This window comes from Thalassococcus halodurans, assembly GCF_900108225.1.
Lineage (GTDB): Bacteria > Pseudomonadota > Alphaproteobacteria > Rhodobacterales > Rhodobacteraceae > Thalassococcus > Thalassococcus halodurans.
Window position 1 is genome coordinate 66,069 of record NZ_FNUZ01000005.1, and the last position, 25,520, is coordinate 91,588.

26 protein-coding genes are annotated in these 25,520 nt (G+C 59.1%); 9 read left to right on the forward strand and 17 right to left on the reverse strand.

Annotated elements, in window-relative coordinates; genetic code table 11:
- Positions 1–149: 149 nt before the first annotated feature.
- Positions 150–557, reverse strand: coding sequence for a hypothetical protein (locus tag C4S59_RS14855; protein ID WP_103911313.1), 408 nt, complete (start codon positions 555–557; stop codon positions 150–152).
- Between the two features lie 264 nt (positions 558–821).
- Here C4S59_RS14855 and C4S59_RS14860 point away from each other — a divergent pair, with 264 nt between their 5' ends.
- The 3 genes from C4S59_RS14860 to C4S59_RS14870 all read left to right on the forward strand — a co-directional run bounded on the left by C4S59_RS14860 (position 822) and on the right by C4S59_RS14870 (position 5,256).
- Complete coding sequence (locus tag C4S59_RS14860; protein ID WP_103911314.1) at positions 822–2,909, forward strand: bifunctional sulfate adenylyltransferase/adenylylsulfate kinase; 2,088 nt, start codon at positions 822–824, stop codon at positions 2,907–2,909.
- Between the two features lie 252 nt (positions 2,910–3,161).
- A complete protein-coding gene (locus C4S59_RS14865; RefSeq protein ID WP_160006911.1) occupies positions 3,162–4,394 on the forward strand; it encodes an autotransporter outer membrane beta-barrel domain-containing protein in 1,233 nt (410 codons plus the stop codon).
- 130 nt (positions 4,395–4,524) lie between these two features.
- The gene (locus C4S59_RS14870; protein ID WP_103911316.1) at positions 4,525–5,256 is read left to right on the forward strand and encodes a lysozyme family protein; all 732 of its coding nucleotides are present in this window, start codon (positions 4,525–4,527) and stop codon (positions 5,254–5,256) included.
- A 47-nt stretch (positions 5,257–5,303) separates the two neighbouring features.
- Here the strand turns inward: C4S59_RS14870 and C4S59_RS14875 are convergent, their stop codons facing one another.
- Together C4S59_RS14875 and C4S59_RS14880 are read right to left on the reverse strand one after the other, a co-directional pair.
- On the reverse strand, positions 5,304–5,531 hold the full coding sequence (locus C4S59_RS14875) for a DUF1150 family protein (protein ID WP_103911317.1): 228 nt from the start codon (positions 5,529–5,531) through the stop codon (positions 5,304–5,306).
- A gap of 3 nt (positions 5,532–5,534) precedes the next feature.
- On the reverse strand, positions 5,535–5,945 hold the full coding sequence (locus C4S59_RS14880; RefSeq protein WP_103911492.1) for an Hsp20 family protein: 411 nt from the start codon (positions 5,943–5,945) through the stop codon (positions 5,535–5,537).
- A gap of 175 nt (positions 5,946–6,120) precedes the next feature.
- On the opposite strand from C4S59_RS14880, the gene C4S59_RS14885 reads away from it, so the two are divergent.
- The 3 genes from C4S59_RS14885 (at position 6,121) to C4S59_RS14895 (ending at position 8,037) form a co-directional block, all read left to right on the forward strand.
- The gene (locus C4S59_RS14885) at positions 6,121–6,345 is read left to right on the forward strand and encodes a YdcH family protein (RefSeq protein WP_103911318.1); all 225 of its coding nucleotides are present in this window, start codon (positions 6,121–6,123) and stop codon (positions 6,343–6,345) included.
- A 65-nt stretch (positions 6,346–6,410) separates the two neighbouring features.
- On the forward strand, positions 6,411–6,920 hold the full coding sequence (gene purE / locus C4S59_RS14890; protein WP_103911319.1) for a 5-(carboxyamino)imidazole ribonucleotide mutase: 510 nt from the start codon (positions 6,411–6,413) through the stop codon (positions 6,918–6,920).
- Positions 6,921–6,966: 46 nt separating this feature from the next.
- Positions 6,967–8,037: a 5-(carboxyamino)imidazole ribonucleotide synthase gene (locus tag C4S59_RS14895; RefSeq protein ID WP_103911320.1), complete on the forward strand. Its 1,071-nt coding sequence runs from the start codon at positions 6,967–6,969 to the stop codon at positions 8,035–8,037.
- A 2-nt stretch (positions 8,038–8,039) separates the two neighbouring features.
- On the opposite strand, the gene C4S59_RS14900 is transcribed toward C4S59_RS14895, so the two are convergent.
- The 6 genes from C4S59_RS14900 to C4S59_RS14925 form a co-directional block, all read right to left on the reverse strand.
- Complete coding sequence (locus C4S59_RS14900) at positions 8,040–9,182, reverse strand: alpha-D-ribose 1-methylphosphonate 5-triphosphate diphosphatase (RefSeq protein WP_103911321.1); 1,143 nt, start codon at positions 9,180–9,182, stop codon at positions 8,040–8,042.
- A gap of 41 nt (positions 9,183–9,223) precedes the next feature.
- The gene (locus C4S59_RS14905; RefSeq protein WP_103911322.1) at positions 9,224–10,075 is read right to left on the reverse strand and encodes a DMT family transporter; all 852 of its coding nucleotides are present in this window, start codon (positions 10,073–10,075) and stop codon (positions 9,224–9,226) included.
- Positions 10,075–10,545, reverse strand: a complete 471-nt coding sequence (locus C4S59_RS14910; RefSeq protein ID WP_103911323.1) for a GNAT family N-acetyltransferase — start codon at positions 10,543–10,545, stop codon at positions 10,075–10,077. The genes C4S59_RS14905 and C4S59_RS14910 overlap by 1 nt, the downstream gene beginning before the upstream one ends.
- A 156-nt stretch (positions 10,546–10,701) precedes the next feature.
- Positions 10,702–12,339: a chaperonin GroEL gene (gene groL / locus C4S59_RS14915; protein ID WP_103911324.1), complete on the reverse strand. Its 1,638-nt coding sequence runs from the start codon at positions 12,337–12,339 to the stop codon at positions 10,702–10,704.
- Between the two features lie 42 nt (positions 12,340–12,381).
- A complete protein-coding gene (locus C4S59_RS14920) occupies positions 12,382–12,669 on the reverse strand; it encodes a co-chaperone GroES (RefSeq protein ID WP_103911325.1) in 288 nt (95 codons plus the stop codon).
- 176 nt (positions 12,670–12,845) lie between these two features.
- Positions 12,846–13,505, reverse strand: coding sequence for a DUF2161 domain-containing phosphodiesterase (locus C4S59_RS14925; protein WP_103911326.1), 660 nt, complete (start codon positions 13,503–13,505; stop codon positions 12,846–12,848).
- A gap of 170 nt (positions 13,506–13,675) precedes the next feature.
- Between C4S59_RS14925 and C4S59_RS14930 the strand changes: the two genes are divergently transcribed.
- Positions 13,676–14,584, forward strand: a complete 909-nt coding sequence (locus C4S59_RS14930) for a TraB/GumN family protein (RefSeq protein ID WP_160006914.1) — start codon at positions 13,676–13,678, stop codon at positions 14,582–14,584.
- On the opposite strand, the gene C4S59_RS14935 is transcribed toward C4S59_RS14930, so the two are convergent.
- From C4S59_RS14935 to C4S59_RS14965, 7 genes are all read right to left on the reverse strand, one after another.
- Positions 14,585–16,597, reverse strand: coding sequence for a M3 family metallopeptidase (locus C4S59_RS14935; protein ID WP_103911328.1), 2,013 nt, complete (start codon positions 16,595–16,597; stop codon positions 14,585–14,587).
- Positions 16,598–16,684: 87 nt separating this feature from the next.
- Positions 16,685–17,425, reverse strand: a complete 741-nt coding sequence (locus tag C4S59_RS14940) for a hypothetical protein (protein ID WP_103911329.1) — start codon at positions 17,423–17,425, stop codon at positions 16,685–16,687.
- Positions 17,426–17,443: 18 nt separating this feature from the next.
- Positions 17,444–18,496, reverse strand: a complete 1,053-nt coding sequence (locus tag C4S59_RS14945; RefSeq protein ID WP_103911330.1) for a HesA/MoeB/ThiF family protein — start codon at positions 18,494–18,496, stop codon at positions 17,444–17,446.
- A gap of 1 nt (position 18,497) precedes the next feature.
- The gene (gene dut / locus C4S59_RS14950) at positions 18,498–18,953 is read right to left on the reverse strand and encodes a dUTP diphosphatase (protein WP_103911331.1); all 456 of its coding nucleotides are present in this window, start codon (positions 18,951–18,953) and stop codon (positions 18,498–18,500) included.
- Between the two features lie 21 nt (positions 18,954–18,974).
- The gene (gene coaBC / locus C4S59_RS14955) at positions 18,975–20,174 is read right to left on the reverse strand and encodes a bifunctional phosphopantothenoylcysteine decarboxylase/phosphopantothenate--cysteine ligase CoaBC (protein WP_103911493.1); all 1,200 of its coding nucleotides are present in this window, start codon (positions 20,172–20,174) and stop codon (positions 18,975–18,977) included.
- 72 nt (positions 20,175–20,246) lie between these two features.
- The gene (locus C4S59_RS14960; RefSeq protein WP_103911332.1) at positions 20,247–21,029 is read right to left on the reverse strand and encodes a ChaN family lipoprotein; all 783 of its coding nucleotides are present in this window, start codon (positions 21,027–21,029) and stop codon (positions 20,247–20,249) included.
- Positions 21,026–21,904 (reverse strand): RNA polymerase factor sigma-32, encoded by an 879-nt coding sequence (locus tag C4S59_RS14965; protein WP_103911333.1) that lies wholly within the window; start codon positions 21,902–21,904, stop codon positions 21,026–21,028. The genes C4S59_RS14960 and C4S59_RS14965 overlap by 4 nt, the downstream gene beginning before the upstream one ends.
- A gap of 214 nt (positions 21,905–22,118) precedes the next feature.
- Between C4S59_RS14965 and C4S59_RS14970 the strand changes: the two genes are divergently transcribed.
- Both C4S59_RS14970 and C4S59_RS14975 read left to right on the forward strand, forming a co-directional pair.
- Positions 22,119–22,988, forward strand: a complete 870-nt coding sequence (locus C4S59_RS14970) for a glutathione S-transferase (protein WP_103911334.1) — start codon at positions 22,119–22,121, stop codon at positions 22,986–22,988.
- Between the two features lie 66 nt (positions 22,989–23,054).
- On the forward strand, positions 23,055–24,569 hold the full coding sequence (locus C4S59_RS14975; protein ID WP_103911335.1) for a YifB family Mg chelatase-like AAA ATPase: 1,515 nt from the start codon (positions 23,055–23,057) through the stop codon (positions 24,567–24,569).
- Here C4S59_RS14975 and gshB read toward each other — a convergent pair.
- Positions 24,566–25,513 carry a glutathione synthase gene (gshB, locus tag C4S59_RS14980; RefSeq protein WP_103911336.1) on the reverse strand — a complete coding sequence of 316 codons (948 nt, stop codon included), beginning with the start codon at positions 25,511–25,513 and terminating at the stop codon, positions 24,566–24,568. The two genes, C4S59_RS14975 and gshB, sit on opposite strands and share 4 nt — an antisense overlap.
- Positions 25,514–25,520 lie beyond the last annotated feature (7 nt).

Sequence of the window (25,520 nt, forward strand, 5' to 3'; positions counted from 1 at the left end):
GAATTCGATATGACTTTACTTTTTTGTCCAAAGTAGGGCTGACCTCGGGTTGTATTTGGACATCTCTTGATTGTCGAACGTGGCCAGATTGCGGTCATCTCATTTTGGGTTGATTGGTCGCAACAAGGAACGTGCGCGACGTTTGCGCATTAGCCATAAACAGCTTGCCGTTTTTGAGCTGTCTCAAGACCATGCATAAACAATATCCGCATAGCTTTGCACATGAAGAACATGACAACAATCAACACCGGAATATGCTCAATTCGTCCGCCGAGAAGAGTCCCCTGCTCGGCGTAGAAGTGCAGCATGTATTGCCCCAAAGCAGTCACGATAAAAAACAAGCTCATGGGAATTGTGTAGAGGTGCAAAACGAACTGCGAAAGGGCACCGCGGCTGCAAAGGGAATATTGATATCCAGCAGCAAAACCGGCGAGGCCCGCTGCAGCAAGCACAACCAAAGCCGGGCTCACGTTGAAATAATTAGCGACGATTTGAAAAAGGTTACCGAAAAGGTAAACGCCTACGAAGGTTCCTGACACCCGTAAAACACTAATCATTCTTTCAATCCTCAATATCAAGCTCTCTGCCGAATTCACTATTCAATGCCGCCAGATAGCCCATCTTTCGTGGCCAAATTGGGACCGGCGCAGGGTCAATGATTGACAATTCAGGGTTGCAGGATTCCAAGAAACCTCAATCATTGCCTTTGGGTCACACCCCGACCCGATCTGCAAAAAATCGCGCAATTTTTCAGAAAAGGGTTTTCTGCGACTGCAAAGGGTGACATGTGTTCACGCGTGAACACACATTGAGTCCAGCGAATGAACGCACCCTCTGCCCCTACGCCGTCGCGGCCAGAAGACGACCAGCTGTTTCAGCTGTTGCGTCAGCTTGACCGTGCGCCAGAGGCAAGTCAGCGCGCCACAGCAGAAGCCCTTGGCGTGTCGCTGGGTGGTTTGAACGCGCAACTGCGGTCTGCGACCGAAGCAGGGCTCATCACTGTCACCCAACGCAAGGGCAACGATCGCCGCCAGCGGTTCGCCTACGCTCTGACCCCTGCGGGTCACGATATGAAGGAACGGCTTGTTAAGTCCTTCCTGACACGGAAATTCGCCGAATACGCGGCCCTTCATACAGAGCTGACAGGTTCTGTTAAGGACCTCATCCCACTGAAGTACAGGAGCACCCTGATGCAATCCAACCTCGCGCCGATCCCCGAGCTGTACGTGTCCTACGACAGCGCCCAAAAGCTGAAAGTCGAAGCAGGCGAACTGGTGTCGCACGATCTGACACCGCGCCAGATTTGCGACCTTGAGCTGCTGATGAACGGCGGCTTCAACCCGCTGAAGGGCTTCCTGACAGAAGAAGACTACAACGGCGTTGTTGAAAACATGCGTCTGGCAGATGGTTCGCTGTGGCCGATGCCGATCACTCTGGACGTCAAGCCCGAGTATGCGGACACCATCGAAATCGGTCAGGACATCGCCCTGCGCGATCAGGAAGGCGTCATTCTGGCGACCATGACTGTCACCGATAAATGGGTGCCGAACAAAGCACGCGAAGCTGAAAAGGTGTTTGGCGCAGACGATCAGGCGCACCCTGCCGTGCACTACCTGCACAACATCGCAGGCGGCGTTTACCTTGGCGGCCCCGTGACAGGCATCCAACAGCCCGTTCACTACGATTTCCGTGGTCGTCGCGACACGCCGAACGAACTGCGCGCCCTGTTCCGCAAACTGGGCTGGCGCAAGGTCGTTGCGTTCCAGACACGTAACCCGCTGCACCGCGCGCACCAGGAACTGACCTTCCGCGCCGCACGCGAAGCACAGGCCAACCTGCTGATCCACCCCGTTGTGGGCATGACCAAGCCGGGCGATGTTGACCACTTCACACGCGTTCGCTGCTACGAGGCGGTACTGGACAAGTATCCGGCAGCCACAACATCCATGTCGCTGCTGAACCTTGCCATGCGTATGGCTGGCCCGCGCGAAGCGGTCTGGCACGGCCTGATCCGCGCCAACCACGGCTGCACGCACTTCATCGTTGGCCGCGACCACGCCGGCCCCGGCAAGAACAGCGCAGGCGAAGATTTCTACGGCCCCTATGACGCGCAGGATCTGTTCCGCGAGCACGAAGATGAAATCGGCGTGAAAATGGTCGATTTCAAACACATGGTCTATGTGCAGGAACGCGCCCAGTACGAACCCGCCGACGAAATCGCGGACAAGGACGACGTGACCATCCTGAACATCTCGGGCACAGAACTGCGTCGCCGTCTGCAAGAAGGTCTTGAGATCCCCGAGTGGTTCTCGTTCCCCGAAGTTGTGACCGAACTGCGCAAAACCAAGCCGCCACGTTCGCAGCAGGGTTTCACCGTGTTCTTCACAGGCTTCTCGGGTTCGGGCAAATCCACCATCGCAAACGCCCTTATGGTCAAGCTGATGGAAATGGGTGGCCGCCCTGTGACGCTGCTGGATGGTGACATCGTTCGTAAGAACCTCAGCTCGGAACTCGGCTTCTCGAAAGAACATCGCGACCTGAACATCCAGCGTATCGGCTACGTTGCCTCCGAGATCACCAAGAACGGTGGTATCGCGATCTGTGCGCCGATTGCTCCCTATGCCTCGACCCGTCGTCAGGTACGTGACGGCATCGAACAGTACGGTGCGTTCGTCGAAGTGCACGTCGCAACCTCGATCGAGGAATGCGAACGCCGCGACCGTAAGGGCCTGTACAAGCTGGCACGCGAAGGCAAGATCAAGGAATTCACAGGTATCTCCGATCCCTATGATGTTCCGGAAAACCCCGAGTTGCGCGTCGAAACAGAAGGCACAGATGTCGACAACTGCGCACATCAGGTTCTGCTCAAGCTGGAATCCATGGGCCTGATCGCAAGCTCGCGCCTGTAATCTGCAGCCTTATACTTTTCGGAAAAGCCGGTGCATCAGCGCCGGCTTTTTTGCATTCGCCAAAGCTTTGGGCGCACCCGCCAAAAACACGCAATTCAGCCGTATGATTTTTGCAACAAACCCGTATCCCGATACCCCAATGTGCCGAATGACACACATCGTGGAACGGAAATGTATACACCCGACCCCATAAGAAATTGCGCCCCAAGCATTGGCTGGACAGCGCAAAAAGACTTTTTAACGAGGGGACACATGAAGAAATCTATCTATGCAGCCATTGGCCTGACTTTATCGGCAAGCACGGCCGTCGCCCAATCTGCCACATACACCTGCGACGACCTCAAAACGCCGACAGCGTTGTACAACGCGACCGTTGCCCTAGAGGAAGGGGACACGCTGACTTTCAACAATCTCTCCGAAAACGCTTGCTACGTTGTGTACACAGGTATTTTTGCGCCCGTTCTCACTTGCGCGGGCTCAAGCTATACAGCGCCGACAAGCGGCATCTACTATGTCGCCACACAATTTCAATTGCCGGAAGGCCCCGGAGTGCCCGAAGCCAAAGTAAATGCAGCCTCATCTACGCAAGTAGTTCTCCCCGGTACTGTTCAGTGTACCCCCCCTTCAGCGTCCAACCCCGGCCTTACGCAAGGCAAAGCCTCTGCGACCGGCGCTGGCGGCTCCACCAGTGCGATTGAAGAAGCCATCGACAACGCCCTTGGCGGCGCAGCAGGCGGCGCGCGCCTGACCCGCAATGGCGTGTTCCTGTCGACCCAAGGCAAAGGCAGCACCGCCCGCGCATGGGGTTCGCTGCACGCCCGTCAGTTCTCGGGCGATGTGGATGGCAAAAGCCTTGAGTTCACGCTGGGCATGGACACGCTTGTCGCGCCGTCGACCCGCGTCGGTCTGATCCTGTCGAAAGGCCGCTCTGATCTGGATGTGAACGGCAGCAGCGTCGACATCGACTCTTTGTCCTTCGGCCCCTACGTGTCACACAAACTGTCTGACATCTACGAACTGTCCGCCTTTGTGGTCATGTCCAAGCCCGAGTACGACATCGACGGCACCGAATATGATGCCAAGCGTCTGAGCGGCGGGATCAAGTTCGATGCCGATTACACGCTGGGCCAGACCGAAGTGAATTCCTACGCCAGCCTGACCGGATTCTCGGAAAAACACCCCGAAGTCACAATCGACGGCACCGATGTAGACGGCCACACCGTGTCATCGCTTTTGGGCGCGATCGGCACCAAAGCGATCTTCAACGCAGGCAAACCGCTGCGCCCCTATCTGGGTGTGGGCGTGGACATGCGGAAGTTCGACGATGGCATCAACGATGTACAGGAATTCGCATCGCCGCGCGTGAACGCTGGTTTCAGCTATGAAGGGGCCGCCGGCACGCTGTCGCTTGATCTGTCGGGCGGTCAAATTCTGGAAGACACCCGCGATGCAAGCATGCGCCTGAGCTACCAGATGGACTTCTGAAGCCTGTAAAATTTTACACAAAGGCCGCCGATTTTCCGGCGGCCTTTTTCTATTGCAGCCCAGTGGCGGAAAGCCTCTGTAAAGTAATTTTGGGAAAATTGGCGGCATCGTTGCTGACAGAAGGTTGCCAATGCTGTTCCGTACCCTGTGCTCTGTTGTTGCCCTGTGTCTCTCGATGGTGGCAACCCATGCCGAAACCGTGCAAAGCGCAGGTATCCTGCCCGTCATTTCGACACGCGGTTCGCTTCTGCCGGTCTCTCACTCTGACGCGTCCATCGCGACGCGCAGATCGGCCAGTCTGTTTCGCGATAAATCCGCCGGTGGTCTGTTTACGCCCATTGCCCCTCGCCCTGCCCCGCAACCCTTTGGCAGCGTCCACGATCAGGTGCAGCGCATCCTTGACCTGATCGCCCGCGCCGAGGCCGGACCAAAGGGCTATGACGCGGTGCAATACGGCGCGAAAATCCAGCCGCGCAGCCCCCCCACGCAACTAACGCTGGCCGAGATCGAAACATGGACGCGCAGCACCCCGCGCCAGCAACACGCAATCGGCCGGTATCAATTCATCCCCGCCACCCTGCGCCGCTTGGTCAAGGATCAGAGGCTGACACCCGACACGCGCTTTTCACCGCAAGTGCAGGATCAACTGGCGCACCAACTGCTGGTCGAGGCAGGCCTGAACGCCTTTACCAACGGCACCATGACCCGTGGGGATTTCATGCTGAACCTTGCGAAGATATGGGCCGGTCTGCCCACCGCGACGGGGCGTTCCTATTACAAAGGCGTGGCGAATAACAAAGCCACGATCAGCTGGGATCACTTCTATCGCGAAATCACCGCGCTGTTTCCGGGGCAGGCATGAAAAAGCCCGCACGAGGCGGGCTTTGCAACGTCATATCTATGTGGCGCTTAGTGCACCGCTACAGGGGCCAGATCGTTCTGCCGCGCAAGGATGAAGGCCATCTTGCGATCCGCGACCAGCGCGATCCGTTCGCCATCAGCGTTATGAACCGCATAAAGCTGCTCTGCGCCTTCGGCCTGTTCCTGTACGTCCAGCGGCAGGTCGGCGGTTGCCACACGACGGACATAGACCGTGCGACCGTCATCAAGGGATTTGAAATCGAACTTTGTCTGCATGGCTTAGTCCTTTCTGATCTTGATGGTTTGAATAACTGTGTCGGGACGCTGTCTTTTCAAATCGACATGCAACAGACCGTTCTCCATCTGCGCGTCACCAACCTCGACCCCGTCGGCCAGCACAAAGCTGCGCTGGAACTGGCGCGAGGCGATTCCACGGTGCAGGAAGATACGCTCGCGCACGTCCTCTTGCTGGCGTCCACGGATCACCAACTGCCGGTCCTCGACCGTGATCGACAGATCATCTTCGGAAAAGCCCGCAACCGCCAAAGTGATGCGGTACGAATCCTCGCCGGTTTGTTCAATGTTGAAAGGGGGATAGCCCTCACTGGACTTGGCAGTGCGCTCCAGCAGCTGCTCAAGTTGTTCGAAACCCAGCATGTGCGGGTATGAACCAAATGTCATTTTCGTCATCGACGCATCCTCGTTGCAAGCGACCGTCTGGTTTTCGGGCCCCAAGCTGGCGACCCTGTAGAAGAAATATGGGTGTCTCTTTGCACTTTCGCAAGCCCATGCGGCGCGGAAGCCTCTTTGCCGCGCGTTAAAGAAGCGTTATCCTGACATCTCAGACGTGAAACGGACCTGCCTTATGAACGCCCCGAACGATCTCTCCATGAAAACCGATGATGTTCTGCGTGTAGAACTTGCCGTTTTTCGCCGCGAACACAGGGATCTAGACGAAGCTATCCGCGCCCTTCAGGAAACCGGCCGTGCCGATGCCCTGACCCTGCAGCGCCTCAAGAAGAAAAAACTGGCCCTGAAAGACCAGATTGCCCTGATTGAAGACCGTCTGACCCCCGATATCATCGCCTGACGTTGCGCAAGACCGCATTCTGTTTATAAGCCACCCCAAGACCTGCATCACGGAAAGGGCAAGCTATGGCAGACGCAGCCACCGTCAAAGTCGGCATCATCATGGGCAGCCAATCGGACTGGCCCACAATGAAAGAAGCCGCCGACATGCTGGACGCGCTGGAAATCCCGCACGAAGTGAAAATCGTGTCGGCTCACCGCACGCCCGACCGCCTGTGGGACTACGGCAAAACCGCCGTTGACCGCGGCCTTCACGTGATCATCGCGGGCGCCGGTGGTGCCGCACACCTGCCCGGCATGATGGCGTCAAAAACGCGCGTGCCAGTGATCGGCGTTCCGGTTCAGACCCGCGCACTGTCTGGTGTCGATAGCCTCTATTCTATCCTGCAAATGCCGCGCGGTTTCCCCGTGGCGACCATGGCCATCGGCGCAGCCGGTGCCGCCAACGCGGGCCTGATGGCAGCGGGCATTCTTGCTGTGAATGACGCGGCCCTTGCTGCCCGTCTGGACAAGTGGCGCGCAGACCTGTCAGCGTCTATCGCGGACGAGCCCGAGCGCGGCTTACCCACTGAATAAACACGATATACCTGAAATATCCAACCTTCGGTCAAGGCAAAACACCATGGCAAATCCCCTTCCCCAAGGCAGCACAATCGGCATCATCGGCGGCGGTCAGTTGGGCCGTATGCTTTCTGTTGCGGCCAGCCGTCTGGGCCTGAAAAGCCATATCTTCGAACCCGGTGCGAACCCGCCTGCGGGGCAGGTTGCAGATCAGGTGACAACCGCCGCCTATGACGACGCAGACGCGCTGAAACGCTTTGCCGAAGCGGTCGACGTTATCACGTATGAGTTCGAAAACATCCCGACCGAAGCGCTGGATATCCTGGGCGCGATCCGTCCGATCCATCCGGGCCGTGAAGCGCTCCGCGTGTCGCAGGATCGTCTGACCGAAAAGACATTCCTGAACGATCTGGGCCTGCAAACGGCCCCCTTCGCCGACATCACCGATGCAGACAGCCTGAGCGCCGCTTTGGCGGACATCGGCACGCCTGCCATCCTGAAAACCCGCCGTTTCGGGTACGATGGTAAAGGTCAGGCGCGGATCATGTCGCCGGACGACGCGGAAAAGGCACTGGCAGACATGGCTGGTGCCCCCGCGATTCTAGAAGGCTTCGTTGATTTCAGCCACGAAGTGTCGGTTATCGCAGCCCGCGCGGCTGATGGGTCGGTGTCGTGCTACGATCCCGGTGAAAACGTCCACAAAGACGGCATCCTGGACACCACAACCGTGCCCGCCCGCCTGACGCCGGGCCACCGTCAGGATGCGGTTCTGCTTGCCGCTAAGATCCTGAATGCACTCGATTATGTTGGCGTGATGGGGGTCGAGCTGTTTGTGACACCCAAGGGGCTGATCGTGAACGAAATCGCACCGCGCGTTCATAACTCGGGTCACTGGACGCAAAACGGCTGTGCCGTGGACCAGTTTGAACAGCACATCCGCGCTGTCGCGGGTTGGCCGCTGGGCGATGGCCAGCGTCACTCTGATGTGGTGATGGAAAACCTGATCGGCCACGATCTGGACCGCGTTCCCGAATTGGCGACCCAGCCGGACACGGCAATTCACCTGTACGGCAAGGCCGACGTGAAAGCGGGCCGCAAGATGGGCCACGTCAACCGCATCGTCCGTAAGTAGTTCTAACCAAATAACCTTTCGGCCACAGCCCCGCGCATATAGCTGACCTGACCACCGGCCAGAGCTGCAGCGATGCGGTTGTTCTGGTCCAGCACCACCAGATCGGCGCGCTTGCCATTGGCGATCGCGCCACGATCATCCAGCCCCATGATGCGGGCAGGCCCGGACGACACCAACGCCCAGCCAGTGGCCCAATCGCAAACGCCGTCGTTAATCAGTTTCAGCGCGGCGTTGCCCAGCGATTGGTAGTGATAATCCGACGCCAGCGCATCGCAAAGCCCCGCCCCTACCAGATCAATCGCCGACACGTTACCCTTGTGGCTGGCCCCGCGCATCACATTCGGCGCGCCCATCACCACGCCGTCGCCCATCGCTTTCGCGGCCTCGGCGGCCTCATACGTTTCAGGGAACTCCGCGATGATCACGCCGCGGGCTTTGGCCTGATCACGGTCTGCGCGCGTGCTGTCGTCATGGCTCCCCAACCGGACACCGCGGGCGCGAAGCCGTTCCGCCAGCGCATCCAGCGCGGCAGGCACGTCTGGGCCAAGTGCATGAAGGGATTGCATATATTCCAGATGACGCTCGGGCGAGCGGCCACTTTTCAGCGCCTGACCGTTCAACTGCTTGGGCCTGCGTCCATCGGCCAGACGGTCGTGCTGAAGATGGTCGTTGAACACCAGATAATCGATGTCATGGGCGTCCAGTTCGGCCTCGGCGGCGGCAAATTCGGACAGAAGATGTGTTTCCAACCGCAGCTGAATGCGCAGATCGGTGGCGAAATCGGCCTTCAGATCGGAAATCGCGGCAAAGACCTTACGCGCGAATTCAGGCCCGCGCATGCCGCCTTCCCAGCTCCAGAATTGAGCCAGATATGCGGTGGTGATCCCGCTTGAGGCCAGTTCAGCCTCGACCGAGGCGATCCCGCCCCGCGGGTCCAGCATCGCACCACGACGGGGCGCGACATGGCGTTCGAACCCATCGCCGTGCAGATCGATCATCCCGGGAAGCAGGCGATAACCGCTTAGGTCAACCGCGCGTCCATCCGCGTCGGCGTTCATCACGCCATCAGCAACACCCACGCTATCCGTGGTCCAGCCCTCGGGTTTCAGCACTTCGGCGTTTTCAAATCTCAGCGTCAGGGACATCGCACAACCACCTTACGTTCCGCGCCCTGATAAGCCGGAAGTCAGCTGCGCGAAAGCCCCCTTTGGCGCGGCACAACCGACAGCGCAACGCCGCCCAGAACGATGGCCGAGGCCATAGCAAAGGACCAAGACACCGCTTCAGACAGGAACAGCCAACCGCCCAGCGTGGCGATCACAGGCACCGTCAATTGCGCGACCGACGCGGTGGTCGCAGACAGCTTTGGCAGCACCGCATACCACAAAGCATAGCCCATGCCCGACGTGATCGCCCCTGACAGAACCGCCAATATGACACCCTGTTTTGTCATTTCGCCAACGCCAACTAACAACCAGACAATCAAAATTGCCGGAGTGGCGAGAATAAAGTTCGCTCCGGTGTTTTGCAGCGCATCCTTGGCTTTGCGACCGATCAGCGAATAAATCCCCCAGCCAATACCCGATGCAGCCATCAGCAGACCGTGGAAAACGCTGACTTGTACCGCGCTTCCAGGCCACAAAAGCCAGGCTAAGCCACCAAAGGCCATCGCCGCTCCCGCCCATCTGGTAAACGGCGGACGTTCACCGCTGATAAGCGCGCCTGCGAACATTGTGATCTGCACACAACCGAACAGGATCAACGCCCCGATGCCTGTGTCGATGCCCACATAGGACAGGGAAAACGCCGCCATATAGAGCAGCAAGGAAAGAACGCCCGTCACGCGGCCTTCGCCGCCCAAAGCGACCGATCCGCGCGACAGCATGCACAGCAGCGCCAGCATCGCCCCTCCTGCGGCCATACGGATCGTGCTGTAACCCATCGCGTCCATGTCGCCGTTCACCAGCGCCATGCGGCCAAAGACCGAGTTCGCGGCGAAAGCCACCATAACGACAACTGTCAGCGCAAGTAGTCGCATCACAACCCCTCAAACGCCTTGGGATAGACCAAGGCGCCGGAACCGGCAGGCCCCGCGACCAACGTGTGGTCCACCGGATAGGGCGATGTCAGCCCCTCGGCCATGCGGAACCCGCAGCGTTGGTAGAAAGTAGGATCACCAAGAACGACCACGGTCTGCCCCGTCTGTTCGGCCCAGCCGACCAGCCAGCGCATCATGCGGCGGCCAAGACCCTTGCCGTGGTGATCCGGATCAACCGCCACGGGGGCAAGGCACAGCCAGCCCTTCGGCCCCTGCATCTGGGACAGCGCGTAATAGCCCAACAGGGTATCCCCGTCGGCCAGAACCTGTTCACCCGCCATCGCGCCGGATTTGCGCAGCTTGGCGACCAGTCGTGCCTCTTCGTCAGACGGAAACGCGCGGTTCAACAGGGCTTCGGCAGCGGGTTCTTCGCCGCGGCGCAATTCGCGCAATGAGCCGGATAGAAACATAAATCCCCCTTCTGGGCCGTCGGTGTTGTCCCGACACTGCCCAAGATCGCGCCAAGGTGCCAGTCACAAAGGGATCAGTCACGAACAGATGAAACGCGGCAAAGAAAAAGGGGCCGCGAAACGCGACCCCTTCCGGTAATTTCTGCGGTTGGCAGATTACATCATGCCGCCCATGCCGCCCATGTCAGGCATTGCAGGTGCGCCACCGTCTTTGGACGGCTTGTCTGCAACCATGGCTTCTGTTGTGATCAGCAGACCAGCAACCGATGCCGCATCTTCCAGAGCAGTACGTGTAACCTTCGCCGGATCGATAACACCGAAGCCGAACATGTCGCCATATTCGTCTGTCTGTGCGTTGTAGCCGAACTTCAGGTCTGTGCTTTCACGAACCTTGCCAGCAACAACCGAACCGTCAACGCCTGCGTTCTCAGCGATCTGGCGCAGCGGTGCTTCCAGAGCTTTGCGAACGATTGCGATACCTGCGTTCTGGTCAGCGTTTGCGCCTGTCAGACCTTCCAGCGATTTGCCGGCCTGTACCAGAGCAACACCACCACCAACGATGACGCCTTCCTGAACAGCAGCGCGTGTCGCGTTCAGAGCATCGTCAACACGGTCTTTACGCTCTTTCACTTCGACTTCTGTCATGCCGCCAACGCGGATAACGGCAACACCGCCTGCCAGTTTGGCAACGCGCTCTTGCAGTTTTTCACGGTCGTAGTCGGAAGTTGTTTCAGCGATCTGTGTGTGGATCTGGCCAACACGTGCTTCGATCTCGGCTTTGTCGCCTGCACCGTCAACGATGGTTGTTTCGTCTTTGGTGATCGAGATTTTCTTGGCAGAGCCCAGCATGTCCATTGTGACATTCTCAAGCTTCATGCCCAGATCTTCCGAGATGACCTGACCGCCTGTCAGGATCGCGATATCCTGCAGCATGGCCTTACGACGGTCGCCGAAGCCCGGTGCTTTAACAGCAGCGATTTTCAGACCACCGCGCAGCTTGTTGACAACCAGAGTTGCCAGCGCTTCGCCTTCTACGTCTTCTGCGATGATCAGCAGCGGCTTCTGCGACTGAATCACTTGCTCGAGCAGCGGAACCATCGGCTGCAGCGAGGACAGTTTCTTTTCGTGCAGCAGGATCAGTGCGTCTTCCAGATCGGCAATCATCTTGTCCGAGTTGGTGACGAAGTACGGCGACAGGTAGCCGCGGTCGAACTGCATACCTTCAACAACGTCTGTCTCTGTCTCGAGGCCTTTGTTTTCCTCGACAGTGATAACGCCTTCGTTGCCAACCTTCTGCATCGCGTCTGCGATCTGGCGGCCGATTTCCGCTTCGCCGTTTGCCGAGATTGTACCAACCTGAGCAACTTCGTCGGAATCGTTTACCGGACGAGCAGCAGCTTTGATCGCTTCAACAACTTTTGCAGTTGCCATGTCGATGCCGCGCTTCAGGTCCATCGGGTTCATGCCAGCAGCAACGGACTTCATGCCTTCTTTAACGATGGCTTGTGCAAGTACGGTTGCTGTTGTTGTGCCGTCACCGGCTTCGTCGTTGGTGCGGGAAGCAACTTCCTTCACCATCTGTGCGCCCATGTTTTCGAACTTGTCTTCCAGTTCGATTTCCTTGGCTACCGATACACCGTCTTTGGTGATGCGCGGCGCGCCGAAGGATTTTTCCAGCACAACGTTACGGCCTTTGGGGCCCAGAGTGACCTTCACCGCGTCAGCGAGGATGTTCACACCCTTCAGCAGACGGTTACGGGCATCTGTATCAAACTTTACGTCCTTGGCAGACATTGAGTATCTCCTATGTCTAGAATGCGTTCAGAAAGGTCAGTCTCAGGACAGAACGCCGAGAATGTCGCTTTCTTTCATGATCAGCAGCTCTTCACCGTCTACGGTGATTTCAGTGCCGGACCATTTGCCGAACAGGATTTTGTCGCCAGCCGATACGGCCATTTCGATCAACTCACCCGAATCTTTGCGCGCGCCGTCGCCACACGCAACAACCACGCCTTCGGCAGGCTTTTCTTTTGCGCTGTCAGGAATGATCAGACCGCCAGCGGTCTTTTCTTCACTTTCAACGCGACGCACAAGCACGCGGTCATGAAGCGGTTTGAATGCCATCTTTGTAGCTCCCTAGGTACAAAGGTTAACTTGGCCCCCCATCAATTGGCAGAGCCGTTAGCACTCAGCACATCCGAGTGCTAACGGCGCACAGTTAGGCACAGCAAATCTGTGAGTCAACCAAATCAGTGAAATTTTCCGCGCTTTGCCCCGGAAACATCCCGTTTCCGCGAAAATCAGCTATCGGCCCAATCAATAAGCCCCTGCCGCCCAGCATCAGAAAGCGCGTAGATACCGGTCTCGACCTTTTCGAACCAGCCATAGTGATTGGTCCGCATGATGGTGGTTGCCTGACGGACGTTGACGGCTTTTGCAACCAATGCGCCCTTGGTCGGGCCGCTTTCCGCCAGATATCTCGCACAGGCCAGCGCGTCCTGTCTGTATCCCGTGACAATCCCATGCCGCGTGGCGCCGCCCGCGTTGGGATCGCCCCTTAGGCGTTCGAATTCCCGCAACAGACGCGCCTGCGCCTTTTTGTTCTTTCGCGGCGCATAAGGACCGGGATCGCAGGCGACCTCGACCAGCCCATCTTCGCGCACCGTCATAAAGCCCAACCCAAGCCGCCGGCAAAGACGCGTGTTTTCCAACATTGTCCGGCGGGCTGTCCGGCCTTTGGGACGGGGGATCGAGATATAGACATGATCGGACAGGGACAGCCGATCAATCGCCTGATGAATCAACGTCAGATTAATCCGCAGCTTCAATTCGACTATTAGGAACGGCTCGTTTCCGCGCCGAGCAACCAGATCGGCGCGCCCGACCTCACCTTTGACGGTATAGCCCTGAGCTTCCAGAAATGCCTTTACCGGTTGGTAAAGCTCCGTTTCCTTCTCCATCTAAATGCCCACTCGCCCTCTTGATCAAAGGTATATAGTAAACTACCCTTTGACTGTCATTTTGGATATCTATTGGCATATTTATGCGCGTCTTTCTGTTTATCTTATCATTGTTGATGATCGGGGGAACCGCTTCTGCGAATTGCAGTGGCCAAGACCTCCGCCCGACTTTGGAAGATCAAGAACGACAACACCTGCAAAATGCCGTCGATGAAACGCCCTACGCCGAGGGAAACCATTGGGTTGCGACCCGTGATGCGGAAACGATCCACCTGATCGGCAGCATCCACATCGACCACCCGTCGCTTTTGAACCACGTCGACAGACTTGCTCCGGTTATCGAAACGGCGTCAGTCGCGTTCTTTGAGATGACCCTCAACGATCGCCGCGAGATGGAAAAAGAGTTCCGCGATAATCCCGATCTGTTGATCATGTCTGACGTCACTCTGCCCGAGGTGATGGACGAACCGACATGGACGATGCTGGCAAATGCTGCGCAGAAACGCGGCTACCCGCCGTTCATGACCGCCAAATTCCGCCCGTGGTATCTGACGATGATGCTGGCCATGCCGCCCTGCATGTCCCTCGAACGTGCTCTGGCCGGTGGATTAGACAACAGATTACAAGACGTGGCCTATTCTGCGGGCCGCACAGTGCGCGCCCTGGAAGATTACCACACGGTCATGGATTTCTTTAACAACGCGCCGTTTGACCAACAGATGGACATGTTGCTGGCTGCGATCTTTGATCCGATCCTGACCGAAGACATGTACGCCACCATGTTCAAACAGTATTTCGAAGAAAAGCACGCCGAGGCATGGGAACTGTCCCGCCTGTTGACGAAACGCTCGGCCGCGCAGGACCCTGAGCGGATCGATGCGGCCTTCCGGAATATGGAAGACTTCCTTCTGGACAGCCGCAATCAACGCTGGGTGCAGACAATCGCCGACGCGGCACAGGGATCAACCCCCGACGCCCCTGTCGCAGTCATCGCAGGCGCCGCGCATCTGTCTGGCGAACAGGGCCTGTTGGCCCTGCTTGCCGAACGCGGGTTCCAGCTGGAACGCCGCCCCTTCTGATCAGGCCGCGATCAGACCACGGCCTTTCAACAGCGCATCAACACCCGGCATCCGACCACGGAATTGGGTGTATAGGTCTTCGGCATCGACCGATCCGCCTTTGGACAGGATGAAGCCTTCCAACCGCTTGGCCATTTCAGGGTCAAACGCATCGCCCGCCTCTTCAAAGGCGGCAAAGGCGTCGGCGTCCATCACCTCGGACCACATGTAGCTGTAGTAGCCGCTGGAATATCCGTCGCCCGAGAAGACATGCGCGAAATGCGGGGTCGCGTGGCGCATGGAAATCGCGCGGGGCATGCCGATTTCTTCCAGAACTTCCGCCTGTTTCTGCATCGGGTCCGCCGGTGCGGGCCCTGCGTGGAACGCCAGATCAACCAGCGCCGAGGCCACGTATTCCACGGTCTGGAACCCCATGTCATAGGTCGCAGCGCCCAGCACCTTGTCCAGCAGGTCCTTGGGCATCGGCTCGCCCGTTTCCGCATGCACCGCGTATTCCGCCAGAACCTCGGGCACCTCAAGCCAGTGCTCATACAGCTGGCTGGGCAGTTCCACAAAGTCCCGCGCCACCGACGTGCCCGAGATCATTTCATAGGTCACATCCGACAGCATCTGGTGCAGCGCATGGCCGAATTCGTGGAACAGCGTGCGCGCGTCGTCATAAGACAGCAGCGCAGGCGAACCTTTGGCAAAGTTGCAGACGTTCACCACCAGCGGCACCTGCACATCGGGGAACTTGCGCTGTGCCCGGATTGCCGAACACCACGCGCCCGATCGTTTCGATCCACGGGCAAAGTAGTCGCCGATAAACACAGCCACCGTTTCGCCATCGCGGGTCACTTCCCACGCGCGGGCATCATCGTGATACAGCGGCACATCCAGCGGCGTGAATTCCAGACCGAACAGCTTGGTCGAACAGTCAAACGCCGCCTGAATCATGTTCTCCAACTGGAAGTACGGCTTGACCTGAGCCTCATCCAGATCGTGTTCGGCCATGCGGCGCTTCTGCGCGTAGTAGTGCCAGTCCCATGCTTCAAGCGGGCCATGGATGCCGTCGGCGTGCAGCATGCCCTCCAACACCTTGGCATCCGCATCAGCAGCGGCCTTTGCAGGGCCCCAAACATCCATCAACAGGCCGCGCACGTTGTCCGCATTACCGGCCATTTCGGTCGCCAGTTTGTAGGACGTGAAATCATCATAGCCCAACAGCTTGGCGCGTTCTTCACGCAGCTTCAGTGTTTCAGCGGCAATGCCACGGTTGTCCGTATCGCCGCCGTTCGCACCCCGCAGGCCCCACGCGCGATAGGCCTTTTCCCGCAGATCGCGGCGGGGCGAGAATTGCAGGAACGGCACAATCACAGATCGCGACAGGGTCACACAGGGGCCCTTGCCCCGCTCTTCGCCGGCAGACCGCATGGCGCTGATCACGAAGTCCGGCAGGCCTTCCAGATCGTCCTCGGCCAGTTCCATGGACCAACCGCGTTCATCCGCGAGAAGGTTCTGGGTGAACTGCGTGCCAAGCTCTGCCAGACGCGATTTGATGACCTTCAGACGCTCATCTTCATCACCTTCCAGCGCAGCACCCGCACGGATGAAGTTCCGGTGCATCAGCATCAGAACCCGCTGCTGTTCGTCGTTCAGATCAAGGCTGTCGCGGGCGTCATAGACGGCGGCGATGCGCTGGAACAGCACCTTGTTCGAATAGATTTTCGACGCATGCGCAGCGAACTTGGGGGCATAGTCCCGCATGATCGCTTCGCGCGTCTCGTTGCTGTCCGAGCCTGCGATATTGTAGAAAACGCCCGCGACCTTATCCAAGGCACCACCGGTGCGCATCAGGCCTTCGATCGTGTTCTCGAACGTCGGCGCATCGGGGTTGTTCGCAACAGCCTCGGTTTCCGCCAGATCCTGCTCCATCGCTGCATCAAAGGCGGGCGCGAAATCCTCGTCCTTGATCTGATCGAAGGGCGGCAGGCCAAAGGGCGTGTCCCACTGTTGCAAAAGAATATTGGTCATTGCGAAGAACTCCGTAAGCTTTGGAATATAGCTAGGCCTTGCCACGGGAAGCTTCAATCATTCTCCATGCTGACGACTTACAAAAGCTTATAGCTGGACATGGATATGGTCATCGTGGCGTGCGGCACGGCATCCCTGAAAGCGGATTTTATCACCCGAGACGCCAAGCCGTTGGGCCAGCGGCGGTTCAACGAATAACTTTCCGACCCTTGCGTCCCCCTCTAATGCCACGATCAAAGCGCGTGTTCGGTTCGGTTCAAGCGGTCTTTTGGGGAAAAGCCCCTGCGCCCACCTGAAATCCCAACGCAATGTCGGCCACGCTGCGGGACAGTTTTCGGTATCCAAGCTTTCAAACGCAAAATACCCCAAAGGCGAACGGGTTTTACCGCTTAGGTAAACGCCCTGCTGATCCGTGTAGTAGAACGCTAAATCCAGTTTCTCGCCGTCGTCATGGGACAAGTGCGGCAACAGCGGTAAGCCCGTGAAGGCAAAACCCCCATCCAGCGCGAGCGTCACAGTATCCGGATATTGTGCTTTAATCGCCCCCGCGGCCCTGGTCGCCACCTGCGCCATTTCCTGATCGACGAAATGGCGAAGCGTGACGCAGTAAAACGGTGATTGCATCCGCAGCGTGTCACCAAAACACGGAAGCGGTTCGCGCCCCGCAAGCGGCGCGGTCCACACAGTGAGCAACCAAAGGCAACCGTAGATCAGCGGAAAGCCAAGTGCCTTGCGGCCCGTCCAGACAGCAGCCAGCCACGCCAATCCGCCGACCAAAGTCAAAGCTGTCAGAAACAGGAAAATGGCGGAATGCAAAATCCAGCGCAAAGACCTGCTCCTATCCTCTTAAGACCCGTGGCACACAGGGCAATCATCGCGGGGCTTCAGCCGGATCTTGCGGGTTTCGCCCCAAAGCGCGTCGTAGATCAACATCTCGCCGCGTAGGGGCTGGCCCGCGCCTGTGATCAGCTTGACCGCCTCAACCGCCATCATCGCGCCGATCACGCCGGGCAATGGCCCGATGACGCCAGCGGCGGCACAGCTGGGGGCCAGACCGTCAGCGGGGGCCTCGGGGAAGATGCATTGATAGCAGGGCGTGCCGTGTTTCGGGTCAAAGACAGAAAGCTGCCCTTCCCATTGGCTTAGCGCACCGGATACCAGCGGTATACCCGCCGCCACCGCCGCGCGGTTTGACAGATAGCGCGTGTCGAAGTTGTCGGTTCCATCCAGAACCAGATCGTATTCAGCAAACAGCTCTTCCGCGATGTCGGCCTCAAGACGACGGTGATAGGGTTTCACGGTCACATGGGGGTTCTGCGCCAGCATTGCGTTCTGGGCCGAGAATACTTTGGGTATACCGATATCTTCGTCACGGTGGATGACCTGCCGTTGCAGGTTGGCGTTTTCCACGATGTCGTCATCAACCACACCGATGGTGCCCACACCCGCCGCCGCCAGATATTGCAGCGCGGGCGCACCAAGCCCCCCTGCGCCGATCACGAGCACCTTGGCGTTTTTCAGCTTTTTCTGCCCCTGCCCGCCGATTTCCCGCAACACGATGTGGCGGGCGTAGCGATCCAGTTCTGATGCCGAAAAGCTGCCCGCTTTCGGCGCGGGCTCATCAACGATCTTATCGTCATCCGTCCCCGCCTTTTTGCGCAGGCGTTTGACCACCAGCGCATAGGCAAACCCGATGGCCACCAGCCCGAACAAGATCAGCCAAGGAGCCGCAGATCCACCTGTCGCCATGCGCACCGGATGGCCCATAGGCAGGATCACTTGCAGGATTACAACGCCCAAAAGCAGCAATCCGATCATGTTCAGCCGCACCGAACGGGGGGTGCCCATCAGAACGCCCAAACCCCACAAAAGCACCGCCAAGAACAGGACCAGACCCATATCAACCCTTTCCAGTCGACCCGAAGCCACCGCTGCCGCGCGTGGTGTCATCCAGCGCGGCCACTTCTACAAAAGTGGCGCGCAAAACCGGCGCGACAAGCATCTGTGCGATCCGGTCGCCATGGGCGATGGTAAAGGGCTCGGTTCCTGCGTTCAGAACGATCACACCCAACGGCCCGCGATAGTCGCTGTCGATGGTGCCCGGCGAATTGGGCAGCGTGATGCCGTGCTTTAGCGCAAGGCCCGAGCGCGGCCTGATCTGGACTTCATACCCGTCAGGGATCGCCATGCGCAGACCCGTGGGCACCAGCGTGCGGCCACCGGGTTCCAGCGTGATCTCGCCGCGGTCCGGCAGGTTCGCGCGAAGGTCGGCGCCAGCCGCCCCGCCACTTGCATAGAACGGCAGGCCAAGGGACTGATCCGCCCCTTCATCCCAAAGGAATTGAATTGTCACCACGGCAGTTGTCTTTCTGTTGGTTCAGTCTGCGCCCAGATGGGCGGCGATATGGTCGGCCAGCTGACGCGCCACGGCGTCTTTGCCCATGCGCGGCCATGCCTCGGACCCGTCGGCTGATATCAGCGTCACCGCGTTTTCCGATCCGCCCATGATGCCCGTCGCTGGGGACACATCGTTGGCTACGATCCAGTCGCACCCCTTGCGCGCACGTTTGGCGGTGGCATTGGCGATCACGTCGTCGGTTTCAGCGGCAAAGCCCACCACCAATGGCGGGCGGTCTTTGGTCATCTGGGAAACCTCGGCCAGAATGTCGGGGTTTTCGGCGAACTCCAGCGTCGGTAGGCCGTCTTTGGTTTTCTTGATCTTGGATGTCGCCTCGGTCGCGACGCGCCAGTCGGCCACGGCGGCGGCGAACACACCCGCATCCGCAGGCAGCGCGTCCAGCACCGCCTGACGCATCTCGCGTGCGGTTTCGACCTTGATCACCTCAACACCCTGCGGCGGCGGCACATCGGCGGGGCCAGTGACGAACACCACATCCGCACCCAGCGCCCGCAGCGCGCTGGCAATCGCTGTCCCTTGTGCGCCGGACGACCGGTTCGCGATGTAGCGCACCGGATCAATGGGTTCGTGTGTCGGGCCAGAGGTGACGACGATGCGCTTGCCCTTTAACGGCCCGTCCGACAGCGCGTTTTGCACCGCCTCGACGATTTCCATCGGTTCCGACATGCGGCCGGGGCCGAATTCGCCGCAGGCCATGTCGCCTTCGTTGGGGCCCGTGACCATGATGCCGTCGGCCAAAAGCTGGGCCAGATTGCGCTGGGTCGCGGGGTGATCCCACATGCGCACGTTCATTGCCGGCGCGATCAGCACAGGGGTGTCGGTGGCCATCAGCAGGGTCGAGGCCAGATCATTGGCATGACCGCCCACCATTTTGGCCATCAGGTCGGCAGTGGCAGGGGCCACAACCACCAGATCGGCGACGCGGCTTAGCTGGATATGGCCCATCTCGGCCTCATCCGTCAGATCGAACAGATCGGTGTAAACCTTTTCACCCGCCAGCGCCGACACCGACAGGGGCGTTACGAACTCCGTTCCCGCCTTGGTCAGGACAGGCGTGACCGATGCGCCGCGTTCACGCAAACGCCGGATCAGGTCCAGCGATTTGAAGGCCGCGATCCCGCCGCCGATGATCAATAGAATACGTTTGCCTTGCAGCATCGCGATGCCCGCCAGTTGTTTCCCCATCTTGTTACGGGGCTGGAACGCGAAACTCAATTGCCAGAAAGGCGGTTACGATTTGTCGAAAGCCGCGCAGGGATCGCCACGGTCCACGCCCTTGGTGCTTTCGACCGTGTCAAAGCCCCCGTCGGGCGATGCGCCCTCTTCCCCCAGACCGATGCTGGCGACACTGACATCAGGCGCAGCAAAGGTGACGTAATACGGCGCGCCCCAGTCTTTGCGGGCGTGGCCGTTGCCAGTGATCACCGCGACCGGCCCGCCGGTATCTTGCAGCGCTTGCAAGGCCTGTTCAGCCAGACGCGCGTCACGCAGGCGTTGGATATCGACCATGAGGGGCAGGATCTGTTCAGGCAGCTTGTCGCAATGGGCTGCCATCTGCATGGCTTCGCGTGTGTCCTGCTGATCGGCGGGCAGTGGTTGGACGAGACCGAAGCGATCCGCCCCGTCGCCAAAGACGACGCTTAACCCCTGATCTGACACGCCGCGCGTTTCTTCCCGTGGCACCGCCGCGCCGTAGAACGCAGCACCCTTGGCTGCGGCAAATATCGGGTAATACATCGAAAAATCGGGCCAGCCGCTGTCGTTCCAGCCCAGCGCCTGTTCTAACGCAGCCTCATCCGCCAGCAATTCCGGCGTGATCCGCGCGGCCTGTCCGGCGGTCAGCATTTCAAAGACCAACGCCTTGGCCGATAAAAAATCCACCGCCTGCGCCTGCAAACGGTGATGTTCGGGATTGTCGTGTTGTTCGCCCAGAAAAACGATGTCAGCGCGGGGCACATCCAACGCGAACGCGGGATGTGCCAGTACACATGCTGCTATGATCCAATGCCTCATAGCAGGAATGCATGCACCTCTTGCGACTGTGCTTCAAGACTTTTGCGCATCTTGGCAAAGGCGGCGGCCTCAAGCTGGCGGACACGTTCTTTGGACAGGCCAAGTTCATTGCCAAGGCTTTCCAAGGTGCGGCCATCATCACGCAATTTACGTTCGCGGACGATGAACCGTTCGCGGTCGTTCAACTGCTGCATGGCGAACAAAAGCCATTCGCGCAGTTGGTCGTTGTCGTGGCGTTCTTCCACGGTTTCAGCGGCCTGGGCCGAGTCATCTTCCAGCGCGTCGATCCATTCGCGGCCTTCATCCTCGGTCGATTGGGTGGCGTTCAGGGAATAGTCAGAACCGGAAAGACGGCCTTCCATCATCTCGACATCATGGAGCGGCACGCCGACCTCGGTCGCGATCATCTGGCGCAGCTGGTGTTTATCCAGCGTCTCGCCCGCGGCGGCGGCCTCACGCTCAAGACGGGCCTGCACACGGCGCATGTTGAAGAACAGCGATTTTTGGGAGGAGGTAGAGCCTGTGCGCACCATGGACCAGTTGCGCATCACGTAGTCCTGAATGGATGCCTTGATCCACCAGACAGCATAGGTCGAGAAACGGACACCGCGATCGGGGTCGAATTTGTCAGCGGCCTTCATCAGGCCAAGACCCGCCTCTTGGATCAGGTCGTTCATCGGCGCGCCGTAGCGCTTGAACTTGGAAGCCATGGAAATGGCCAGTCGCATATAGGCGGTGATCAAGCGGTGCAGAGCAGCTTCGTCGCGCTGATCGCGCCATGCGTAAGCGAGCTTTAATTCTGTCTCGGCATCCAGCAATTCAGCCTTCATTGCGCGGCGTGACAGCGTTTGATCGTTAAACGCATCCAGTGCCATTGGCGTTCTCCCCTGGGTGTGTAAGCGATTTTTGTTTTCGTTACCTTTACGCAAGAGGAACGCAGTCGGATCAGTTTTGGTTTCGCAAAAACATTTAGCACTAACGGTTTCGTGATAATGATCCTTCACAGAAATTGATGGCTTTTCCCACAAACATGCATTTTTCTTCACATATTCAGGCGATTAAGCTCGCCGCATCACGAAAGGGGTTTTTATGACGAATAAACTTATTATCGGTGACTACGCCTATTCAAGCTGGTCTTTGCGCGGCTGGCTGCTGTTCCGCCGCTTTGGCATTCCTGCCGAAGTAACGCTGCTGGATTTCTTTGCCGACGAAAGCGTGGCCGAGCAGGTAAAGGCCTATGCGCCCGCCAAAACCGTGCCGATCTGGGTGACAGAAGACGGCGACGTGCTGGGCGAAAGCATTGCCATCGCCGAAGAACTGGCAACCCGCTACCCCGCCGCAAACCTTTGGCCCGCAGACCCCGCCGCACGCGCAGTGGCCCGTGCCCTGACCGCCGAAATGCATTCCGGCTTTGGCACCCTGCGCAATGACTGCCCGATGAACATGCGCGTCGCCTATTCCGAAAGCCCTGTGTCCGACGACCTGAAGGCCGATCTGGCGCGGCTTGATTTCATCTTTGGCATGGCGCGCGAAAAATTTGGCCGCAACGGCCCATGGCTTTGTGGTGAATATTCGATCGCCGATGCCTTCTATGCCCCCGTCGCCGCGCGGATTGCGGGTTATTCCCTGCCGGTCAACCAAGTGACGCAGGAATACGTGAACGCGCACCTGAACGACGGTGCTTTCCGCCGCTGGCGTGCGATGGGCATGATCAAAGGGGCTGATCTGCCGTGGTACGCCCGCGACTATCCGCAGAAACCGTGGCCCGGCCCGACGCCCTTGGCCGCCAAGGCCGTCGACAACGGCTCGCCTGAAAACGATGCCTGCCCGTACTCGGGCCTGCCCGTCACGCATCTGTTGGAACTGGATGGCCGCATCTTCGGCTTCTGCAACGATTTCTGCCGCGACAAAACCGTGACCGACCCCGAAGCATGGCCACAGTTCATGGCGCTGCTCTAAGCCGTTAACCAATCAGAAACCTTCCTTGCGCGATCTTTGCCGATAAGGGTCGCGCAGGGAAACATCATGGTCGCACATGCCTATTCGGTGGCATTCGAAGGGGTCGAGGCCCGCTCGGTCGAGGTGCAATGCGCCGTCAGCCCCGGCCTGCCCGCCTTTTCCATCGTGGGCCTGCCCGACAAAGCGGTGTCCGAGGCGCGCGACCGTGTGCGATCCGCTCTGTCGTCCCTGTCCATCGCGCTACCGTCGAAACGCATCACGATCAACCTGTCGCCTGCGGACTTGCCCAAGGAAGGGTCGCACTTTGACCTGCCCATCGCGCTTAGCCTTTTGGCCGCGTTGGAAATCATCCCCAAGGATGTGGTCGCGGGCACGGTATCTTTGGGCGAGTTGTCGCTTGACGGCACCTTGGTTCCGGTGCTGGGCGCTCTGCCCGCCGCCATGGCCGCCGCCGAACACAGCCGCGATCTGGTCTGCCCCAAGGCCTGCGGGCCAGAGGCCGCGTGGGTCGAGGCCTGCCGCGTGATCGGCGCGAATTCCCTGCACGACGCGATCCGGCATTTCACAGGTGCCGCGGTCCTGTCGCCCGCCACTGCAGGCGAAGTCAGCCAACCCTTCCAAGGCCGCGACCTGCGGGATGTGAAAGGGCAGGAAAAGGCCAAACGCGCGTTGGAAATCGCCGCCGCCGGTCGCCACCACGTGCTGTTTGTGGGCGCACCGGGATCGGGGAAATCCATGCTGGCCGCCCGCCTGCCCGGCATCCTGCCGCCCCTATCACCGGTCGAAGCGCTGGAAACATCCATGATCCATTCGCTGGCCGGATTGCTGGACGACGGCGGCATCAGCCGCGCGCGCCCCTTCCGCGAACCGCATCACACGGCCTCGATGGCCGCTATCGTGGGCGGTGGGCGCAACGCCAAACCGGGCGAGATTTCGCTGGCCCACAATGGCGTTCTGTTCCTTGACGAATTCCCCGAATTTTCCCGCACCGTACTGGAAACCCTGCGCCAACCTATTGAAACGGGCGAGGTCATGGTCGCCCGCGCCAATGCCCATGTGCGCTATCCCTGCCGGTTCATGCTGATGGCCGCAGCGAACCCCTGTAAATGCGGGTTTATGGGTGATGCCACCCGCGCTTGTTCCCGTGCGCCGCTATGTGGTGAGGATTATCTGGGCCGCATCTCCGGCCCACTGATGGACCGCTTTGATTTACGGGTCGAGGTGCCGCCCGTCACCCACGCCGATCTGGATTTGCCTGCCTCCGGCGAAACCTCGGCCACCGTTGCCGCCCGCGTCGCTGCAGCGCGTGATCTGCAAACGGCGCGATTTACGGAGAACGCACGTGTCCACACCAATGCAGACGCCGAAGGACAGGAATTGGAGGAGATTACGCAAATGGACGCCGAGGCGCGCAGCCTGCTGGTGCAGGCGGCTGACCGGTTCGGCCTGTCCGCGCGGGGCTATCATCGGGTGATGCGGGTGGCGCGGACGATTGCCGATCTGGACCAGTCCGAGGGCGTGCACCGGCCACATCTGGCCGAGGCACTCAGTTTCCGCCTGATGTCGGCAAAGGAAAGTTAGGCGGACATCGCCGCGCAACGTGCCTCGATCGCGACCCAGATTTTCTCGGCGATGTTCACACCGTCGAACCGCTCAAGCTCTTGAATGCCGGTAGGCGAGGTCACGTTAATCTCGGTCAGCCAGTCGCCGATCACGTCGATGCCAACAAAGACCTGCCCCTTTTCTTTCAGAAGCGGGCCAATCGCAGCACAGATTTCGCGGTCACGGTCAGTGAGTGCGATCTTTTCAGGACGACCACCAACGTGCATGTTCGACCGGACCTCACCTTCAGCCGGAACGCGGTTGATCGCGCCGACAGGTTCGCCATCTACAAGGATCACACGCTTGTCGCCCTTGCTGACCGCAGGCAGGTATTTCTGCACGATCAGAGGCTCGCGCGAGAAGCCGGTGAACAGCTCGTGCAGCGAAGACAGATTGCGGTCGTTTTCATCCAGCTTGAACACGCCCGCGCCACCGTTGCCATAAAGCGGCTTCAGGATCACGTCGCCATGTTTGGCGCGGAATTCACGCAGCGTTTCCAGATCACGCGCGATGGCCGTGGGCGGCGTCAGATCAGGGAAGCTGAGAACCAGCAGTTTTTCGGGGTAGTTCCGCACCCAGAACGGGTCATTCACCACCAGCGTTTTGCCTGCCAGACGGTCCAACAGATGCGTGGTTGTGATGTAATGCATGTCGAACGGCGGGTCCTGACGTAGCCAGACCACGTCGTAATCTGCCAGATCGACCTTTTCCAACGGCCCGAGGATCGCATGATCCCCTTTGACCCGCTGCACCTTCAGCGAATGGCCGCGCGCAGTGATCTTGCCCTCTTCAAAGGCCAGATGATCGGGCGTGTAGTAAAACAGTTCATGCCCCCGCGCCTGCGCCTCTTCGGCGATGCGGAATGTGCTGTCTGCGTCGATGTTGATCGGACCGATTGGGTCCATCTGAAAGGCGATCTTCATGGGGGTC

Bases quoted from the DNA above. Each gene is read 5' to 3' on its own strand.
- C4S59_RS14870 (WP_103911316.1), top strand. From the start codon at position 4,525: ATGCTGTTCCGTACCCTGTGCTCTGTTGTTGCCCTGTGTCTCTCGATG.
- gshB (WP_103911336.1), bottom strand. From the start codon at position 25,513: ATGAAGATCGCCTTTCAGATGGACCCAATCGGTCCGATCAACATCGAC.
- C4S59_RS14910 (WP_103911323.1), bottom strand. From the start codon at position 10,545: ATGTTTCTATCCGGCTCATTGCGCGAATTGCGCCGCGGCGAAGAACCC.
- C4S59_RS14935 (WP_103911328.1), bottom strand. From the start codon at position 16,597: ATGACCAATATTCTTTTGCAACAGTGGGACACGCCCTTTGGCCTGCCG.
- C4S59_RS14865 (WP_160006911.1), top strand. From the start codon at position 3,162: ATGAAGAAATCTATCTATGCAGCCATTGGCCTGACTTTATCGGCAAGC.
- C4S59_RS14945 (WP_103911330.1), bottom strand. From the start codon at position 18,496: ATGGGTCTGGTCCTGTTCTTGGCGGTGCTTTTGTGGGGTTTGGGCGTT.
- C4S59_RS14860 (WP_103911314.1), top strand. From the start codon at position 822: ATGAACGCACCCTCTGCCCCTACGCCGTCGCGGCCAGAAGACGACCAG.
- C4S59_RS14975 (WP_103911335.1), top strand. From the start codon at position 23,055: ATGGTCGCACATGCCTATTCGGTGGCATTCGAAGGGGTCGAGGCCCGC.
- C4S59_RS14895 (WP_103911320.1), top strand. From the start codon at position 6,967: ATGGCAAATCCCCTTCCCCAAGGCAGCACAATCGGCATCATCGGCGGC.
- coaBC (WP_103911493.1), bottom strand. From the start codon at position 20,174: ATGCTGCAAGGCAAACGTATTCTATTGATCATCGGCGGCGGGATCGCG.
- C4S59_RS14885 (WP_103911318.1), top strand. From the start codon at position 6,121: ATGAACGCCCCGAACGATCTCTCCATGAAAACCGATGATGTTCTGCGT.
- purE (WP_103911319.1), top strand. From the start codon at position 6,411: ATGGCAGACGCAGCCACCGTCAAAGTCGGCATCATCATGGGCAGCCAA.
- C4S59_RS14855 (WP_103911313.1), bottom strand. From the start codon at position 557: ATGATTAGTGTTTTACGGGTGTCAGGAACCTTCGTAGGCGTTTACCTT.
- groL (WP_103911324.1), bottom strand. From the start codon at position 12,339: ATGTCTGCCAAGGACGTAAAGTTTGATACAGATGCCCGTAACCGTCTG.
- C4S59_RS14965 (WP_103911333.1), bottom strand. From the start codon at position 21,904: ATGGCACTGGATGCGTTTAACGATCAAACGCTGTCACGCCGCGCAATG.
- C4S59_RS14960 (WP_103911332.1), bottom strand. From the start codon at position 21,029: ATGAGGCATTGGATCATAGCAGCATGTGTACTGGCACATCCCGCGTTC.
- C4S59_RS14970 (WP_103911334.1), top strand. From the start codon at position 22,119: ATGACGAATAAACTTATTATCGGTGACTACGCCTATTCAAGCTGGTCT.
- C4S59_RS14920 (WP_103911325.1), bottom strand. From the start codon at position 12,669: ATGGCATTCAAACCGCTTCATGACCGCGTGCTTGTGCGTCGCGTTGAA.
- C4S59_RS14900 (WP_103911321.1), bottom strand. From the start codon at position 9,182: ATGTCCCTGACGCTGAGATTTGAAAACGCCGAAGTGCTGAAACCCGAG.
- C4S59_RS14905 (WP_103911322.1), bottom strand. From the start codon at position 10,075: ATGCGACTACTTGCGCTGACAGTTGTCGTTATGGTGGCTTTCGCCGCG.
- C4S59_RS14925 (WP_103911326.1), bottom strand. From the start codon at position 13,505: ATGGAGAAGGAAACGGAGCTTTACCAACCGGTAAAGGCATTTCTGGAA.
- C4S59_RS14875 (WP_103911317.1), bottom strand. From the start codon at position 5,531: ATGCAGACAAAGTTCGATTTCAAATCCCTTGATGACGGTCGCACGGTC.
- C4S59_RS14880 (WP_103911492.1), bottom strand. From the start codon at position 5,945: ATGACGAAAATGACATTTGGTTCATACCCGCACATGCTGGGTTTCGAA.